Consider the following 18,241-nt stretch of genomic DNA (forward strand, 5'->3'; position numbering starts at 1 on the left):
TCATCCTCAACGACAACGAAATGTCGATTTCCCCCAATGTCGGCGCGCTGCCGAAATACCTTGCCAGCAACGTCGTGCGCGATATGCACGGCCTGTTGAGCACCATCAAAGCCCAATCGAGCAAAGTGTTGGACAAATTGCCCGGCGCGATGGAGCTTGCCCAAAAAGTCGAAAATAAAATCAAAACCTTGGCAGGCGAAGCAGAACACGCCAAGCAGTCGCTGTCTTTGTTTGAAAACTTCGGTTTCCGTTACACCGGCCCGGTTGACGGCCACAACGTTGAAAATCTGGTGGACGTATTAAAAGACTTGCGCGGCCGCAAAGGCCCTCAGTTGCTGCACGTCATCACCAAAAAAGGCAACGGCTACAAATTCGCCGAAAACGACCCCGTCAAATACCACGCCGTCGCCAAGCTGCCGAGCGAAGTGCCAGCCCCGGAAGTCAAACCTGCCGCGTCCAAACCGACTTATACGCAAGTGTTCGGCCAATGGCTGTGCGACCAAGCGGCGGTGGACGAGCGTTTGGTTGCCATCACGCCTGCCATGCGCGAGGGCAGTGGCTTGGTTGAGTTTGAACAGCAATTCCCCGACCGCTATTTCGACGTCGGCATCGCCGAGCAACACGCCGTTACCTTTGCCGGCGGTTTGGCGTGCGAAGGCATTAAGCCTGTCGTGGCGATTTACTCCACTTTCCTGCAACGCGCTTACGACCAGTTGGTACACGACGTTGCCTTGCAAAACTTGCCTGTTTTGTTCGCCATCGACCGCGCAGGTATTGTCGGTGCAGACGGCCCTACCCATGCCGGTTTGTACGACTTGAGCTTTTTGCGTTGCGTTCCGAACATGATTATTGCCGCACCAAGCGATGAAAACGAATGCCGCCTGCTGCTCTCAACCTGCTATCAGGCAAATTCGCCGTCCGCCGTCCGTTATCCGCGCGGTACAGGCACGGGCGCAACCGTTTCAGACGGCCTGGAAACCGTTCAAATCGGCAAAGGCATCATCCGTCGCAAAGGTGAGAAAATTGCCGTTATCGCCTTTGGCAGCATGGTTGCCCCATCATTGGCCGCTGCCGACAAGCTGAACGCGACCGTTGCAGATATGCGCTTTGTCAAACCGATAGATGAAGAACTGATCGTCCGTCTCGCCCGAAGCCACGATTACATCGTTACCGCCGAAGAAAACGCCGAACAAGGCGGCGCAGGCAGCGCGGTGTTGGAAGTGTTGGCGAAACACGGCATCTGCAAACCGGTGTTGCTGTTGGGTGTAGAAGATAAAGTTACCGAACACGGTGACCCGAAAAAACTGTTGGACGACTTGGGTTTGAGTGCCGAAGCGATTGAAAAACGCATTGCCGGCTGGATCAAGGCCGTCTGAAAATTACTAAAATATCTCAATACATTGCATAATTTATGGGAAAAAAATTAATCAGCATCAGCATGGTGCGCAACGAAAACGACGTGATCGAATCGTTTGTCCGTCACAATCTCGAGCTGATGGATGAAATGCACATCATCGATCACGGCAGCAGCGATGGAACGAGGGAAATCCTGATTCAATTGAAAGAAGAAGGTTTGCCGATATTTATCTATCAATATCAAGCGCTCAAGTTCAATCATGAGCAATTGGTCAACCAGCTGATGAAGCAGCTTGTAGCAAAAGATGAAGCGATAGATTTCGTTTTTCCGCTGGATGCGGACGAATTTATTTCATGTCCTAGCCGTATCATGCTGGAACAACTTTTGGATGTCATCGGCGAAAACAGGATCGGCATGTACCTTTGGCGCGGCTATTTGCCGACATCGTTGCAATACAATCCCGATTTCACCACTCAATTTACCGAACAACGCCTCGAAACGCTCTTTACCCCCAAAGTCATTATCCCCAGATGGGCGGCCGAATCTTGCAGCGTGATTATCGGCTGCCATTACATGTTGGATAAAGATGGCAACAAGGTTAAATCAACCCTGTTTCATTCGCCGGATTATCGAGGTTTACATTCCTGGTTTATCGAGCATTTTTCCGCCCAATTTGCGGAGACCGATTTGTTGTGGCTGGGGCATTTCCCAATCCGCTCCTTGAACCAGCACATCAAAAAAATCCTCGAAAAGTCCATCTTGATTGCCATTAAAGACGGAAGCAACGATATTGCCTGGGAAAACCAGTTGCGCGAATTGTTGGACAACGGCATGAAGATGGACTTGAACGATTTACGGCTGTTGGCATACAGATACCGCGCCGGTTCCACAAGTTTGGAAGACACGCATTGTAGAGTCAGCCGTTACGAACCCTTACGTAAAAAACCGCTGACGTTGAAATACACCTCGCCGGAAGCAGGCGATCCTTTGATGACTGTCGGACATTTGGTACTTGCATTGGCAAGCGGCGCACAAGATTCCTCTTTAGGCCTTAAGGCCGTCTGAAAAACAGCCTGCTCGCACACACAATGATAGGAAAATTATGATCAGCATCTTTGATATTTTTAAAATCGGCATCGGCCCGTCCAGCTCGCACACCGTCGGCCCGATGAAGGCTGCGGCCGCTTTTGCCGATTTGCTGCATGCCGAAAACTTGGATACACAAGTGGCGCGCATTGTCATTGAAGTGTACGGCTCGCTTGCTTTGACCGGTATCGGACACGGTACATTCGATGCATTATTGCTCGGTTTGGAAGGCAGCCTGCCGCACGATATTCCACTGGCAGACATCCCCCAACGCTTGGAACGCATCCGCACGCAACACGTTTTAAAACTCAACGGCCGCGAAATGGCCTTCAATCCCGAAAAAGATTTGGACATCCGCGGCGACAAAGTGTTGCCCAAACATCCGAACGGCCTGAACTTTATCGCCTACCATTCAGACGGCCGGAAGCTGAAAGAGCAGATTTATTATTCGGTCGGCGGCGGTTTTGTCGTAACAGACGAAGGGTTTGCACAAGAGGCTCAGGAAAATGCCGATGTGCCGTATCCATACAAAAACTGCGACGAGTTGCTGGCACAATGCCGTCTGAACCAGTTGAATATTTCCGAAGTCGTGTTGGCCAATGAAGCAGCGTTGGCAGATTGCGACGAAGCGGAAGTTCGCTGCCGTGTGGCCGCCGTAGCCGATGTGATGGAAAACTGCATCAAGCGCGGCTTGGGTGCGGAAGGGCAATTGCCGGGCGGCTTGAACGTACGCCGCCGCGCGCCGCAGTTGGCGGCCAAACTCAAAGTCCTGCGCGAGAGTGAAATCGTCAATACCCAACTTTGGCCGATGGTGTACGCCATGGCGGTCAACGAAGAAAATGCCGCCGGCGGCCGCGTCGTAACCGCACCGACCAACGGCGCGGCAGGCATTATTCCTGCCGTCTTGCACTATTTCCGCAAATTTAATCCGCACGCCAACCAATCGCGTGTTGAAGACTTCCTGCTGACTGCCGGCGCCATCGGCATTTTGTACAAAACCAACGCATCGATTTCCGGCGCGGACGTCGGCTGCCAAGGCGAAGTCGGCGTAGCGTGTTCCATGGCGGCGGGTGCATACGCCGAAGTTATCGGCGGAACACCGAAACAAGTGGAAAACGCCGCCGAAATGGCCATGGAACACCACTTGGGCCTGACCTGCGACCCTGTCGGCGGCTTGGTGCAAATCCCCTGTATCGAACGCAACGGCATCGCCGCCGAAAAAGCCCTCAAGCTCGCCACCCTCGCGCTTTTGGAAGACGGCACAGACAAAAAAGTTTCACTTGATGAAGTGATTCAAACCATGCTGCAAACCGGCCGCGACATGAAGGCAACCTACAAAGAAACCTCACTCGCCGGCCTGGCCGTTACCTTGCAGAAAAAAGCCGTCCCCGTATCCGTGCGCGTGGTGGAATGTTAGAAATAGAATAGGGCAATTGTCCGATAAAAAAGGCCGTCTGAAATCATTGAGTATTTATTACTGTAATACAAGAACAGATATGGTTAAAAATATGTTCTTCGTAAAATTGGGTTGATGATGAATTGGAAATATACTGCATATTATTAAAAGGAGAATCCTATGCCGAAATACTCTAACATTTGCAGTGCCGCACGTGCTAGCGATTTGGCTGCTGTGCAGGATATTGTTCAAGTCGATCCAAAATCTGTTTTTACTATAAACAGTTACGGTTTTAACGCACTACATGAAGCTCTCATTGCCGACAGTTGCGGGAATGTCAATTTTGAATTGGTAAAATTTTTAGTAGGAGCAGGCTGCCCAATCAATCAAATCAGTAAAGGGGAACACCCTCGCTCTCCGCTGTGGATAGCTGCAGAGTTTTGTCCTGATACTGAAATTGTACAATTTCTTATCGATAATGGGGCAGACTTGGCTACGTTGGAGTCAGCCGGAAATCATAAGCATGTTATAGACTGTATAGATAACCTCAGTGAGCAAAAAGCTGTCCAACAACTACTTAGTAAATTGACAGGGTATCCACTTCCTGAGCCTCCGCCACCACCCAAATTTCCCGATCAGCGTGCTGATACCGCAACATGGAGAAAAACCACGGCGGCAATTAAAAAAGCTTTTGCGCAACTGGAGTGCGCAGATATTATTGCGATACCGAATGCAAGTTATACTGTCGGTGAATGTATTGCTGAATGTTTTGATAGGCTAGAGCGTCAGCCTGACCGCAATCGCTTTGTGGGTTACTGCTTTTATACAGAGCCTAATAAAAACCGTGCAAGAGAATATGGTTGCTTATATTTGAACTATGGCATGATTGGAGATGACGAAAGCGGAATCATCGAATTAGCAGACCGTATTGTTTCTTTATTGCGGCAACAAGGTTTTGATGCAGAGTGGAATGGTAATCCTGACGATTATATCAATGTATGGTTACAGCCATTTTATGCAGCCATAAGGGAGTAAGAATAAGAAAGTGCCGTCTGAAAAACTTTCAGACAGCCTTTTTTGTATGGATTGAAGAACTAACTGTTTTTTTGATAAGGGTTTTCCAGCCCGGCCATTAAGTCGCGGAAGTATTCACGCAACTGTTTTTCGGAGCAACCCATCAGCAGGGCGTCTTCAAAAGCGTCCTGCGCCATTTGGTAGAGTTCGTTCAAGTTTTCGGTCATGACTTTGACTTTTTCGGTGCAGGAAACAATCTGACCGTCGTCGTCATACCATTTGGGCATTTGCGGCATTGCCATAGCTCACCTCAGTTTAAGAAACGGGAAGGATCGTTTTTCTTTACACGGCGGCCGAAGGCGTATTTCGCGCTCCAATATTTGTGGTCGAGGCTGGTAATTTCGATACGTTTGCCCGTCCTCGGTGCGTGAATGAAATTGTTGTTACCGATGTAGAGGCCGACGTGGGAAATACGGCCGCGACCCATGGTGCGGAAAAAGACCATGTCGCCCGGCTGCAATTCGGAACGGCTCACGGCAACGCCCATTTGCGCTTGTTCGGCAGAAGTGCGCGGCAGGTTCAGGCCCATGGCGCGTTTAAAGATGTGTTGCATGAAGCCGCTGCAGTCAAAGCCGGTGGAAGCCGATGTGCCGCCGTAGCGGTAGGCCACGCCGAGCAAGCCCATGGCGCTGCCGATTAACTCATCTGCATTGCCCGAAGGTGCGCGCGTATTGTTGCTTGCGGCAGGATAGGTATTGGTGGGATGGACAGGGGTTGCCTGACGCGTATTGCCGTAAACATTGGCATTGTCGTTGAATTGGTTTAAAACACGCTGACGGGTGGTAATCAGGTTTTCCAAATCATCGGCGTAAGAAAAATTGACGCTCGCGAGCATGGCGACCGAAGTCCAAACTGCTGCGAGCCGGAGTAAAAAATTCATTGTACAAACTTCCGTTTCAGAAGGCATTCCCTGCCGATTGCAGGCACATTGCCGGTTTCTGAGATGTTATCCCGTATCATTCTCTTGTTATCTGCTTGATTGTATTAAAAAACTGTCTTTTTGGCAAAAAAACTGCTGTTATTTTGCGTTAAACCCTTGTTTCCAAACGAACTAGAAAAACATCGAGCGCGGTTTCGCTTGATTTATCCGCCGCTGCAACCATATAAGCGGCATTCATTGATTTATTTTCAGAGACTGACATGACACAAAATCACAGCGATATCCGTACACGCTTTATCTTTGACGATATGCCCATCCGCGGTATGCACATCCGCCTTGAAAAGGTTTGGCGACACATCGTCAACCAAAAACATTATCCTGTCGCCATCCGCCGCGCTTTGGGCGAGTTGCTGGCCGCCGGCTCTTTATTGTCTGCCAACCTTAAAAACGAAGGCACGCTGATTGTTCAGGTTCAAGGTCAGGGCCGTCTGAAAATGTTGGTGGTGGAAGCGACTTCTGAAAATACTGTCCGCGCTACCGCCCGTTGGGACGAAAACGCTGAAATCCGTGATGATGAAAGCCTGACTGCGCTGTTGGGCGAAAACAGCGTGTTCGTTTTGACCCATCAGCCTAAAGATGCCGACCCTTGGCAAGGCGTTGTGCCGCTGGAAGGCAACAGCATTGCGCAAATGCTGGTCAATTATATGAAACGTTCCGAGCAACTCGATACCTATATTACGCTTGCCGCCGACGACCAAGCCGCAGGTGCATTATTGCTGCAACGCCTGCCGGAAGAAGAATTGGATGATGCCGCGTGGGAACATGTGACCACGCTTGCGCAAACGCTTACTCCGCAAGAATTGACCGGTTTGGACGCTCATCACGCCCTTTACCGCCTTTACCATGAAACCCCGCCCCGCGTTTTTGAACCGGAAGCCATTGAATTTGCCTGCACCTGCTCCCGCGGCAAAGTCAGCGATATGCTGTTGATGCTTGGCGGTCAGGAAGTCGGCGGCGTGGTAGCGGAACAAGGCAGCATTCAAATTGACTGCGATTTCTGCCATAGCAAATATGTGTTTGATGAAACCGATGTCAACGCTTTGTTTGGCGCGGACGTGGTGAATGCCGTCCGTCAAGAGAATGAGCGTTTGCAGTAATCGCGCGATAAAAGTTGCTTAAAAAATTAGATTATTTAATAGAAGGGCAGGTCTAATACCTGCCCTTTCTTTTTGGGAAAACTGAATATCATCAATAGAAAATGCCGTCTGAAAAAAGTGTAGCTGATTTCAGACGGCATGATTATTTTAAACGATGCGTTTAATGTTTAAAGATTATTTCCAAACCAACAAAGCGTGGTTGCGTTTGCCGCGGCGGACGATGGTGTATTTGCCGAAACGTTTGTGTTCGTTGGTCAGCATATAGGCATCGTCAGGTTTTTCAGCGGCATGGTTCGGATTGTTGGCTTCAGCAGGTTTGCCGTTAAGCAAAACCGCTTTGCTGTTTACAAAGCCGCGCGCTTCTTTGTTGGAAGACGCCAAACCGGTTTTTACCAAAGTCTCTACCACATTGAGGCTCTCGGAAACTTCAAAAGTCGGCAGGCCGTCGAGTGCCAGCTGCTCGAAGTCGCTTTCGGTGAGATGGCTTTGGTCTTCGGCAAATAGGCTTTCTGAAATGCGTTGGGCGGCGGCAAGGGCCTCTTCGCCGTGAATCAGACGGGTCATTTCTTCGGCGAGAATGCGTTGCGCTTCTGGTTTGGTGCCGCTGGCTTTGTCTTTCGCTTCGATGGCATCGATTTCTTCGATAGACAGGAAGGTGAAGTATTTCAGGAATTTATACACATCGGCGTCGGCCACTTTCAGCCAGAATTGGTAGAACTGATACGGCGAAGTTTTCTTCGCGTTCAACCATACCGCGCCGCCTTCGGTTTTACCGAATTTGGTGCCGTCTGATTTGGTTACTAGAGGCAGGGTCAGGCCGAATACTTGTTTTTGGTGCAGACGGCGGGTCAAGTCGATACCGGCGGTAATGTTGCCCCATTGGTCGGAACCGCCGATTTCCAAAACTGCACCATGACGTTTGTTCAACTCGGCAAAGTCGTAGCCTTGCAGCAGGGAGTAGGCGAACTCGGTAAAGGAAATGCCCACATCGTCGCGCTCGATACGCTGTTTGACGGATTCTTTGTTCAGCATGGCGTTGACGGAGAAATGCTTGCCGATGTCGCGCAGGAAGTCGAGGCAGTTCATGCTGCCGAACCAGTCGGCGTTATTGGCCATAATGGCCGCGTTATCGCCTTCAAAGCTCAAGAAAGGGGTCAATTGGTTGCGGATGCTTTCTACCCAGCCGGCAACGGTTTCGGCAGAATTCAAGCTGCGTTCTGTCGCTTTAAAGCTTGGGTCGCCGATCATACCGGTTGCGCCGCCCACCAAAGCAATCGGTGTATGGCCGGCTTGTTGAAAACGGCGCAATGCCAATACAGGCAGCAAGTGGCCGATATGTAGGCTGTCGGCTGTCGGGTCAAAACCGCAATAGAGGGAAATTTTTTGTTCGTTTAGCAAAGCGTCTAAGGCTTCGATGTCGGTAGTTTGCGCGATAAGGCCGCGCGATTGTAGGTCTTTGATGACGCTCATTGATATCTTCCAAAAAAATTAGCAGTTTTACAAACTGCTAATTGTAACAAATTTCATCGGATGAATGGCTATGGCTTACTGAAGAAGCGTGTGTTTTTCAGAAAAACGCTTGGCCAGTTCTCTGCCGCCGTAAGGGTTGATGTGGTCTCTATCGGAATAAACCGGCAATCCGTTGATTTTAAAGTTCTCCGGAATATAGGCAGTGGCATCGATAATGTGCACATTAGCATATTTTTCCGCCAATTCTTTGATGCGTTCATTTCCTTTTGAAGTGACTGTTTCATCAATGGCAAGATTCTGACTAAATCCCGGTATGCGGTAAGACAGGATATAGGCGCGTAAGCCGTTGTATGACAGATTAGGGTTGTCTATCATCAGGTAAACCGCTTGTTTTTCCGAAGAAAGTTTTTGCAACATGAGGTCGAATTTTTTGAAAAAATCGGCATCGTAAGCAAGGGAATGGCTGTTTTCAGGCATTTGGCTGCCCCAGCGCATGGCTAAAAGCACTTTTGAGTATTGGGGCAGATGCTCTTTGGCATACTCATAAACGGCACGACAGGAGGCGTTTTTTTTGAATATGGGGGCGGCATAATCTTCTACATAGGCACAACTGTCCGCAGAAACCATCGCTGCCGACCATTTTTCTTTTTTGCCGACGGTATCAAAAAACGTTTTATATTGGTCGGCATGCGAATCGCCTAGAATCAGTAATTCCGGCTGTTTGTCGGTATCGCCCCAAACACACTGTTTGTCGGTATTGTTGTGACAAGAAGTGTAGGAACGCGCCAATCCCATACGGTCGTATTGCTCCATAAACTGGAGCTTCATGGCAAGAAAAGGCGTAATGGCCAAAACAAGCATGGGGACGGCATAAACCCATGTCACAGATTGGGCAAAAGAGCCTTTCCAGTTTTTAAACGGCTTTTCGACAAAATAATAAGAAAGCAGGGAGAGTGTGAACATTAAGACAATCGCGGCCGCAGTCGAATATGAAGGCAGATTGTTTGAACCGATGTATCTCATAAAAGCCAATACAGGCCAATGCCACAGATACAGCGAATAGGAAATCAAGCCTATGCCGACAGTAATCTTCCATTGGAAGAATTTTTTCAGCCGGTGTTCAAATTGATTGAAATAAATGAATGCGGCGGCGGCCAAACAAGGAATGATGGCGGCAGGCCCCGGGAAATAGGCGGTTTTTTCCGTATAGGCAAACAGGCAGGCAAACAGTACGCAGACGGAAAGTAATGCGCCTGCCGCCGCATATGGTTTGCCGCTATCCAGCCCTTGTTGTTGCCGATATTGCATCCACACGGCCATCAACGAGCCGATCAGCATTTCGCAGGCGCGCAGATGGGGCAGGTAATATTTATCCAGTGCAGTCGGCATAAAAGAAGCCAAAATGCTGAATACGCATAGCGTGATAAGGAAGGCAAACTGAGTGCGCCAACTTTTGCGGACAACCAATAACAGCAATATCGGAAAGACGAAATAATATTGCTCTTCAACCGATAAAGACCAAATGTGAAGCAAAGGTTTTTCTTCTTGTATGGGATCGAAATAGCCCTGACCCTTTGCAAAAAAGATATTGGAGATGAACCCCAAGGTGGACAGGGCGGTCCTCCATAAAAGGGAAAAATCATCTTTGGTGAATAAAAGAAAGCCGCATATCAGCGTTACCGTCAATACGGTAAAAAATGCGGGCAGTATCCGCTTGATACGGCGGATGTAAAACTTTTTGAACGAGAAAATCTCGCTGCTCATTTCACGATGGATAATCATCGTGATCAGAAAGCCGGAAATGACAAAAAAGATATCAACACCAAGAAAGCCGCCAGGCAGCCAGTTTTTTTCAATATGGAAAACGACAACGGATAGAACAGCAACGGCACGCAATGTATCAATATCTGGGCGGTAAGATAAAACTTTGCTCATAATATTTTGATTTTAATAAATTTTATATTAATGGCGTCGTCTGAAAAGTGATTCCTGCCGAGAATGGCAGTATTTCGGAGGTCGGCCATCGTTTGTCGGAACAGGGCAGTTTGTTTGCCTTCTTAGAATGATTGCTGATGATATGCGTTTGAATAGTAATGGATTAGAGTAGGAATAAAGTTGATAGTTTCAACATAATATTTAATATGTTGTTTTTATAATGAATCAATACGATGTGGTATTGTTTGATTTTTTATTGTCATATCAATGATATTGTTATTGATGATGTAAACTTGCGCTATTTTTAGGTAAGGCGTCGGTAAGAGATGGGAGATTTTAAGAGAGAAAAATTACGGGCCATGCCCGTATTTATTATGGAGATAATGTCTTGTTTTGTTGATATTTCAAGACGTGAGGCCGTCTGAAAATAAATTCAGACGGCCTTAATCTTAGAAAAGGCCGTCTGAAAAAGCGTTTTACCGGGTTTATACGTTAAACAGGAAGTGCATCACATCGCCGTCTTGTACGACGTATTCTTTGCCTTCCACACGCATTTTGCCGGCTTCTTTGGCTTTGGCTTCGCCGCCGAGCGAGACAAAGTCGTCGTAGGAAATGACTTGGGCGCGGATGAAGCCGCGTTCGAAGTCGGTGTGGATGACGCCGGCGGCTTGCGGGGCAGTGTCGCCTTTGTGGATGGTCCAGGCACGGACTTCTTTGACGCCGGCGGTGAAGTAGGTTTGCAGGCCCAAGAGGTCGTAGCCGGCGCGGATTAGGCGGTTCAGGCCCGGTTCTTCCAAACCCATTTCGGCGAGGAATTCGGCTTTTTCGTCGTCTTCCAATTCGGCGATTTCGCTTTCCATCGCGGCGCAGACAGCGACGACAGGGGCGTTTTCTTTTTCAGCCAATTCTTTCAGGCGGTCGAGGTGCGGATTGTTTTCAAAACCGTCTTCGGAAACGTTGCCGACGTACATGGCAGGTTTGGCGGTCAGCAGGAACAGCGGTTTGAGCATGGCGAGTTCTTCTGCGTCCAAACCGAAGGAGCGGACGGGTTTGCCTTCATCCAGATGCGGCAGCAGTTTTTTGCACAGATCGACCAGTTTTTGCGCGTCTTTGTCGCCTGAGCGGGCGCGTTTTTCTTCGCGGACGATGGCTTTTTCGACGCTGGCCAAGTCGGCCAGTGCCAACTCGGTACCGATGGTTTCGATGTCGGCAATCGGATCGACTTTGCCTGCAACGTGAACGATGTTGTCGTCGTCAAAGCAGCGCACAACGTTAACAATCGCGTCAGTCTCGCGGATGTTGGCGAGGAACTGGTTGCCCAAACCTTCGCCTTTGCTCGCGCCTGCAACCAAACCGGCGATATCGACGAATTCGACGATGGCAGGCTGCATTTTTTGCGGATTGACGATTTTTGCCAATTCGGCCATACGCGGATCGGGGACTTCAACGATGCCGACGTTGGGTTCGATGGTACAGAAAGGATAGTTTGCCGCTTCGATACCCGATTGGGTCAGCGCGTTAAAGAGGGTGGATTTGCCGACGTTGGGCAAACCGACGATGCCGCATTTCAAGCTCATGGTTTTTCCTGAAAAGTTAAAAGTTTAACGGCGGATTATAGCATATTGTGGAGGCACTCAAAACAGCTGCAATGCTGGTGTATGTTCATCATAAAAAGGCCGTCTGAAAACTGTTTCAGACGGCCTTTTTTCCGTGCTGCCTTAACCGGTATTACGCAAACCTTGCGCCACGCCGTTGATGGTCAGGTGAACCATCAGCAGGGCGTGCGGATTGTCGGGCTCTTTGCGTAGGCGTTTGAGCATGGCGACTTGCAGGCCGTTGAGGGCGTTCAGGTATGGAATCCTCAAGGCAAGCGAACGGGCGAGGCTGCGGTTGTCGCGCAGAAGCTCTTCGGTTTGCAGCAGGTCGAGCAGTGCTTTGCGGCTGCGTTGGTATTCTTCCTTGATCATGCCGAAGATGACTTTTGCTTTATCGGGCGATTCGCTCAAGCCGGCATAGTTTTCCGCCAAGGTGATGTCGGTTTTCGCCATGACTTGTTCCATATTGGAGAGCATGGCTTGGAAGAACGGGTTGTTTTGGGCGTGTTCGCGCAGGGCGGCGAGGGTTTCGGGTTTGCCTTCGCACAAGGTTTCCACTGCGCTGCCGAAACCGTACCAAGCCGGCAGCATGAGGCGGTTTTGCATCCAGGAGAATACCCACGGAATCGCGCGCAAGTCCTGAATCCGCGCCAAGGTTTTGCGGCTGGCGGGACGGCTGCCGAGGTTGAGGGTGGCGATTTCCTGAATCGGGCTGGTTTGCAGGAAGTAGTCGATGAAGTCGGGGTGGGTAATCAGTTCGCGGTAGTATTTGAACGATACGTCCGACAAATCCTGCATCAGTTTGGCATCAGGGTCTTTTTTATCCGGCAGGATACTGGCTTCCAAAGTCGCGGCGACCAAGGTTTCCAAGTTGCGTTGGGCATTGCCCGGGTCGGCGTATTTGGCGGTAATGACTTCGCCTTGCTCAGTAATGCGGATTTGTCCGGCAACGCTGCCCGCGGGTTGCGCCAAAATGGCTTGGTAAGACGGGCCGCCGCCGCGGCCTACGCTGCCGCCGCGGCCGTGGAACAGGCGCATGCGGACATTGTATTTTTTGAAGAGTTCGACCAAGCCCAATTCGGCCTGATACAGACACCATGAGCTGGTAACGTAGCCGCCGTCTTTGTTGGAGTCGGAGTAGCCGAGCATGATTTCTTGGATGTTGCCGCGGCTTTCGAGCAGGGCGTCATACCAGTCGAGGCGGAACATGGTTTCCATGACCGGGCAGGCGTTTTCGAGCGCTTCGATGGTTTCAAACAGAGGCACGATATTGATGCGGCTGCGCGGTTTGCCGTTTTCAACCGTCAACAGGCCGCTTTCTTTCAGCAGCAATGCCAAGGCGAGCAGGTCGCTGGGTTGTTCGCAGTTGGAAATAATGCTTTGCGTCACGGCATCTTCGCCGAATTCGTCTTTGATTTTGCGCGCTTCGTTGAAAATCGCCAGTTCGTGGCGGGTATGGTCGCTGTATGTGATGAACGGGCTGTACAACGGGCGTTGATGGCTCAATTCGCGCAACAGGGCGGCTTGTTTTTGCTCTTCGTTCAGGCTGTTGTAGTCTTCCAAGCCTGCGTGTTGGAAAAGCTCGGCAACCACATCGGCGTGTTTGCCTGCGTGTTGGCGCAGGTCGAGCGGCATCATGTGGAAACCGAACACGGACACGCTGCGGATAATGTCGGCCAGACGGCCTTCTGCCAGCAGTTGGCTGCCGTTTTCGTAGAGCGAGCGTTGCAGTTTTTTCAGGTCGTTGAGGAATTCTTCAACCGAAGCATAAGGTTCGAGGAAGCCGAATTTGCAGCCCATGCCCAAGCCGAGTGAGCGCGCTTTGCCCATGGCGCGGGCCATGATGTAGGCGATGGCGCGGCGGTAGGGCTCTTCGGTGCGGGCGATTTCTTCATCGGGAGACTGGGCGGAAAGTGCCATTACATCGTCGTTGACTTTGACGCGGCGGATGGAGAGCGGCAGCTCGCGGTAAAGTTTGTCGAGTTCGCCGCGATAGAAGCGGAACACTGCGTCGGCATGCCGTCTGAACGCAAAACGCAAGGTTTCGGCAGAAACGAACGGGTTGCCGTCGCGGTCGCCGCCGATCCAGCCGCCGATTTTAAGGATATTCGGAACGCGGACGCCGGGATAGGCCGTCTGAAAATCGCGTTCCATTGTGCGGTAGAGTTTGGGCAGGGCTTCAAAGAAGCTCATTGGGAAGATGGATACACCGTTGTTGATCTCGTCGTTGACGCTAAGTTTGTGGCGGCGCGTTTCGCTGGTCTGCCACAAGCCCAAAAGGACTGTGTCGATTTCGCGGCGCAATTGAGCCAGTGCATCAGGATTAGTGCAGCGTTCGCGTTGCGGCAGCAGCGCGCGGATGCGGCGGTTGAAGCTCAAGACGGTTTGGCGTTGTACCTCGGTCGGGTGCGCGGTCAAAACGGCGGTAACGACCGTGTTGTCCAGTTGTTGTTGCACCGCTTTGCCGTTGACTTTTCCGGCTTTGAGCTTGCGCACGGTTTCCGTCAGGCTGCCTTCGGCGCTGTTGTGTCCTGCATCTTCGTGGATTTGGCGGCGGCGTTCGTGGTGCACGTCTTCGGCGATGTTCAGAATTTGTGCGAACAGGCCGCAGGCCAGGGTTAAATCGTGGGTTTGCTGTTCGTCCAGTTGCGGCAACACCTTCTCAATCAAGGCGGCGCTGTCGTCTGAAGTCGATAACAACTTAACGGTTTCGACCACCAAAGGCGATGCTTCCTCATGCAGCAGATTGAACAGAGACTGTTTTAAAAATTCCGCATCCGCTGCCAAAGCGGCATCTTTGGGATTGTTTAAGATATGCAGTTGCATGATTTTTCTCTTATTTAAATGTTAATTTGGGTTTGTCCCGAATCCATTGTATAGCAAATTTTTGTAAACTGCCAATGCTGCCGTCCGATACATTTCAAACCGGAAAACAGCCGTCCGTATCCGCCGCGTGGCCGGTGTCTGTAAAATGCCGTAAAATATTGACTGTCAAAACAGAGGCGAGAACCCCATGATCGAATTCCCCAACCAGCCCGATTTTCCTGAGCAACACACCGCAGTCGCCGTCGGCACCATCAACATGAGCCAGCAGGCGGTACGGGTGTTGATAGAGAATGCAACCGAAAAGGCAAGCATCCTGACCATCGCCCGCGTTGCCGCCATTCAAAACATCAAACAAAGCGGCAACCTGATTCCGCTGCACCTGCCCGGCCGCATCATCGGCGTGCAGGTTGATTTCGATATTAACGTCGAGCTGGCCTGCCTGAAAGCCACATTGACCGTCCAAGCGCACAGCAACGGCAGCATTGCCACCGAAGCCCTGACCGGCCTTAATCTGGCACTTTTGAGCGTTTACGACATGATGAAAGACGTTGACCGCAATATGATGCTCAGCGGCATCCGCCTTGAATCCGAAACCAGCAGTGAAGGCCGTCCTTTCCTGTTTGACAACGCCTACGAAAATATCAATTTCTAAATCACTCAGGCCGTCTGAATATTCGGTTTCAGACGGCCTTATTGTTATGATGAACGATCAACAACTTTTGCGGTTCAGCCGCCATATCCTGCTGGATGAAATCGGTATCGAAGGCCAAGAAAAACTTTTGGCCGCCCATGCGCTCGTTGTCGGTTGCGGCGGGCTGGGTGCGGCGGCCTTGCCGTATCTTGCCGCCGCCGGGATCGGCCGCCTGACGATTGCCGATGCCGATACCGTCGACGAGACCAACCTTCAACGCCAAATCGCGTTTACCGAAGCCGACATCGGCAAAAACAAAGCTTTGGTGATGCAAGGCCGTCTGAAACAGATCAGCAGCCAAACACACATTGCCGCCATTGCCGAATTTCTCGATGAGGCCAAGCTGGTCGAATTGGCAAACGACGCCGACATCATCCTTGATTGTTCCGACAACTATCCCACGCGCCAGGCGGTCAACCGCGCCGCCGTTGCCACGCGCACGCCTTTGGTTTCCGCCGCGGCCGTCCGCTTTGACGGACAAATCGCCGTGTACCGCCCCGACCTTCCCGATACGCCTTGTTATGCCTGCCTGTTTGACGGCGAACAAGCCGACGACGGCGCTTGTGCATTGTTCGGCGTTTTTTCGCCCTTGGTCGGCGTTATCGGAACGACCCAAGCCGCCGAAGCGCTCAAAGTGCTGCTCGGTATCGGCACGCCGTCGCACGGCAAACTTTCCACCTACAACGCATTGAGCGGACAATGGCGGCAATACGGGGTGAGGCGCAATCCCGAATGTCCGGTTTGCGGCGGCCGTTAAAGACAAAAGCAGGGCAAAGGTTTCAATGCTCCGAAGCCAATCCGCCGGAGCAATCATGCTTATCTTTCATTAAACTTGAAAGAAGGCGTTTCTTCCCTTTTCAGACGGCCTGTGGCACGATATGATTCAATGATTAATAAATTTTTTGAGGCCGTCTGAAAAAGATAGGGAGAAACCGGCTTAATGAATATTATTCGTGCCTTATTGGTGGTATTGGGTTGCCTGACTTTGGGCGAGGCGGCCGTTTGGATTTTGGGGTTGAAGCTGCCGGGCAGTATTGTCGGCATGGCTTTGCTGTTTGCCGCGCTTCAGGCCGGCTGGGTCAAATTGTCTTGGGTGGAAGAGCTGGCGGACATTTTGATGGCGAACCTGACTTTGTTTTTAGTGCCGCCTTGCGTAGCCGTCATCAGCTATTTGGATGTGATTGCAAACGACTGGTTTTCGATTTTGACGGCCACAATCGGCAGTACGGTGTGCGTGTTGTTGGTCACGGGCAAAGTACATGAGTGGGTCAGGAGGCTGATGTGATGGGCGATATCGACAATTTGTTGCGTATGCCCGTGCTTATGCTGTTTCTGACTTTGGCCGTGTATGCTTTGGCGGTGCGGATTCGGGTGCGCACGGGAAACGTTTTGTGCAATCCGGTATTGATCAGCACGCTGGTGTTGATGGGGTATTTGAAGGTATTTGCCATCGATTACGAGCTGTATCACGATGCGGCGCAGTTTATCGATTTTTGGTTGAAACCGGCGGTCGTATTGCTGGCCGTGCCGCTTTATCGAAATTGGAACCGTATCCGCAGCCAGTGGTTGCCGGTGGTGTTGTCGCAGTTGGCGGGCAGCGTGACGGGCATTGTTACGGGCGTGTATTTCGCCAAATGGCTGGGCGCGTCGCGCGATGTGGTTTTGTCGTTGGCTTCCAAATCGGTAACCAACCCGATTGCGATTGAAATCACGGCATCGGTCGGCGGTATTCCGGCGATTACGGCGGCAACGGTGATTATCGCCGGACTTTTTGGACAGATGGCCGGATATAAAGTGTTGAAAGGGGCGTTGTACATGCCTTCTTCAGTGGGAATGTCTTTAGGGACGGCTTCCCATGCGATGGGGATTGCGGCGTCTTTGGAATACGGCCGCCGTATGGCCGCCTATGCCGGTTTGGGTTTGACGCTCAACGGCGTATTGACGGCGGTATTGGTGCCTATTTTGATTCCCTTATTGGGCGTATAGCGTTTAGGCCGTCTGAAAACAGTGTAAAACAGGAGAAAATGATATGGCTGTAAATTTGACTGAAAAACGTGCAGACGAATTGTTGGAAATCGACGGCATCCGTCTGTTTACGGGTCGTGCCGGCATCAAGCAACAAAACCGCGACGATTTGACGCTGATGGTGTTGGGCGGCGGACATACGGTGGGCGCGGTGTTTACGCAAAACCGTTTCTGCGCCGCGCCGGTGCATATCGCCAAGTCGCACCTGTTTGACCAAGACGGCGTGTGTGCCTTGGTCGTCAATACGGGCAATGCTAATGCGGGTACCGGCGCACAAGGCCGTCTGGATGCGATTAAAGTGTGTGCGGCTGTGGCGGAACAGGTCGGCTGCCAATCCAATCAGGTGATGCCGTTTTCGACCGGCGTGATTTTGGAGCCGCTGCCTGTGGATAAAATCGTGGCCGCTTTGCCGCAAGTGCGCCCTGCATTCTGGTCGGACGCGGCGCGTGCCATCATGACGACGGATACTGTACCGAAAGCCGCTTCGCGCCAAGGCTTGGTCGGCGAAAAACACACAGTCCGCGCCACCGGCATCGCCAAAGGTTCGGGCATGATTCATCCGAACATGGCGACCATGTTGTCGTTTATCGCCACCGATGCCAAAGTGTCCCAGCCGATTTTACAGCTGATGACGCAAGAAATCGCAGACGAAAGTTTCAATACGATTACCGTGGACGGCGATACCAGCACCAACGACAGCTTCGTGATTATGGCGACAGGCCGTTGCGGTCAGAGCGAAATCGACAATA

General features: G+C 51.1%; 16 protein-coding genes. 10 read left to right on the forward strand and 6 right to left on the reverse strand.

Annotated elements, in window-relative coordinates; all coding sequences use genetic code 11:
• From dxs to ACTHUT_RS06685, 4 genes are all read left to right on the forward strand, one after another.
• Positions 1 to 1,376, forward strand: a 1,376-nt coding sequence (gene dxs / locus ACTHUT_RS06670; protein WP_440418708.1) for a 1-deoxy-D-xylulose-5-phosphate synthase, incomplete at its 5' end; no start/stop codon positions are given.
• Between the two features lie 35 nt (positions 1,377 to 1,411).
• A complete protein-coding gene (locus ACTHUT_RS06675) occupies positions 1,412 to 2,422 on the forward strand; it encodes a glycosyltransferase family 2 protein (protein ID WP_049322505.1) in 1,011 nt (336 codons plus the stop codon).
• A 37-nt stretch (positions 2,423 to 2,459) separates the two neighbouring features.
• Positions 2,460 to 3,860, forward strand: coding sequence for an L-serine ammonia-lyase (locus tag ACTHUT_RS06680; protein ID WP_049322506.1), 1,401 nt, complete (start codon positions 2,460 to 2,462; stop codon positions 3,858 to 3,860).
• Positions 3,861 to 4,019: 159 nt separating this feature from the next.
• Positions 4,020 to 4,874 (forward strand): ankyrin repeat domain-containing protein, encoded by an 855-nt coding sequence (locus ACTHUT_RS06685; protein ID WP_003748891.1) that lies wholly within the window; start codon positions 4,020 to 4,022, stop codon positions 4,872 to 4,874.
• A gap of 59 nt (positions 4,875 to 4,933) precedes the next feature.
• Here the strand turns inward: ACTHUT_RS06685 and ACTHUT_RS06690 are convergent, their stop codons facing one another.
• Complete coding sequence (locus ACTHUT_RS06690) at positions 4,934 to 5,155, reverse strand: hypothetical protein (RefSeq protein ID WP_070460385.1); 222 nt, start codon at positions 5,153 to 5,155, stop codon at positions 4,934 to 4,936.
• Between the two features lie 8 nt (positions 5,156 to 5,163).
• Positions 5,164 to 5,793, reverse strand: coding sequence for a C40 family peptidase (locus ACTHUT_RS06695; RefSeq protein ID WP_440386516.1), 630 nt, complete (start codon positions 5,791 to 5,793; stop codon positions 5,164 to 5,166).
• Positions 5,794 to 6,053: 260 nt separating this feature from the next.
• Between ACTHUT_RS06695 and hslO the strand changes: the two genes are divergently transcribed.
• Positions 6,054 to 6,950 carry an Hsp33 family molecular chaperone HslO gene (gene hslO, locus ACTHUT_RS06700; RefSeq protein ID WP_440386517.1) on the forward strand — a complete coding sequence of 299 codons (897 nt, stop codon included), beginning with the start codon at positions 6,054 to 6,056 and terminating at the stop codon, positions 6,948 to 6,950.
• A gap of 174 nt (positions 6,951 to 7,124) precedes the next feature.
• Here hslO and tyrS read toward each other — a convergent pair whose 3' ends face one another.
• The 4 genes from tyrS to ppc all read right to left on the reverse strand — a co-directional run bounded on the left by tyrS (position 7,125) and on the right by ppc (position 14,776).
• Positions 7,125 to 8,420 carry a tyrosine--tRNA ligase gene (tyrS, locus tag ACTHUT_RS06705; RefSeq protein ID WP_295700157.1) on the reverse strand — a complete coding sequence of 432 codons (1,296 nt, stop codon included), beginning with the start codon at positions 8,418 to 8,420 and terminating at the stop codon, positions 7,125 to 7,127.
• Between the two features lie 75 nt (positions 8,421 to 8,495).
• Entirely contained in the window at positions 8,496 to 10,355 is a 1,860-nt protein-coding gene (locus ACTHUT_RS06710) for an acyltransferase family protein (RefSeq protein ID WP_440386518.1), read from the reverse strand.
• A gap of 485 nt (positions 10,356 to 10,840) precedes the next feature.
• Complete coding sequence (gene ychF / locus ACTHUT_RS06715; protein WP_301817067.1) at positions 10,841 to 11,932, reverse strand: redox-regulated ATPase YchF; 1,092 nt, start codon at positions 11,930 to 11,932, stop codon at positions 10,841 to 10,843.
• Positions 11,933 to 12,073: 141 nt separating this feature from the next.
• Complete coding sequence (gene ppc / locus ACTHUT_RS06720) at positions 12,074 to 14,776, reverse strand: phosphoenolpyruvate carboxylase (RefSeq protein WP_440386519.1); 2,703 nt, start codon at positions 14,774 to 14,776, stop codon at positions 12,074 to 12,076.
• 187 nt (positions 14,777 to 14,963) lie between these two features.
• Here ppc and ACTHUT_RS06725 point away from each other — a divergent pair, with 187 nt between their 5' ends.
• The 5 genes from ACTHUT_RS06725 to ACTHUT_RS06745 all read left to right on the forward strand — a co-directional run.
• Positions 14,964 to 15,428, forward strand: coding sequence for a cyclic pyranopterin monophosphate synthase MoaC (locus ACTHUT_RS06725; RefSeq protein WP_070646624.1), 465 nt, complete (start codon positions 14,964 to 14,966; stop codon positions 15,426 to 15,428).
• A 49-nt stretch (positions 15,429 to 15,477) separates the two neighbouring features.
• Positions 15,478 to 16,224: a HesA/MoeB/ThiF family protein gene (locus ACTHUT_RS06730; RefSeq protein WP_440386550.1), complete on the forward strand. Its 747-nt coding sequence runs from the start codon at positions 15,478 to 15,480 to the stop codon at positions 16,222 to 16,224.
• Positions 16,225 to 16,407: 183 nt separating this feature from the next.
• Complete coding sequence (locus ACTHUT_RS06735) at positions 16,408 to 16,752, forward strand: CidA/LrgA family protein (RefSeq protein WP_440386520.1); 345 nt, start codon at positions 16,408 to 16,410, stop codon at positions 16,750 to 16,752.
• Positions 16,752 to 17,453, forward strand: a complete 702-nt coding sequence (locus tag ACTHUT_RS06740; protein ID WP_440386521.1) for an LrgB family protein — start codon at positions 16,752 to 16,754, stop codon at positions 17,451 to 17,453. Before ACTHUT_RS06735 ends, ACTHUT_RS06740 begins: the two co-directional genes overlap by 1 nt.
• Positions 17,454 to 17,496: 43 nt before the next feature.
• On the forward strand, positions 17,497 to 18,241 hold a 745-nt coding region (locus ACTHUT_RS06745; RefSeq protein ID WP_440418709.1), incomplete at its 3' end, for a bifunctional ornithine acetyltransferase/N-acetylglutamate synthase.

This window comes from Neisseria sp. P0022.S010 (assembly GCF_051956635.1).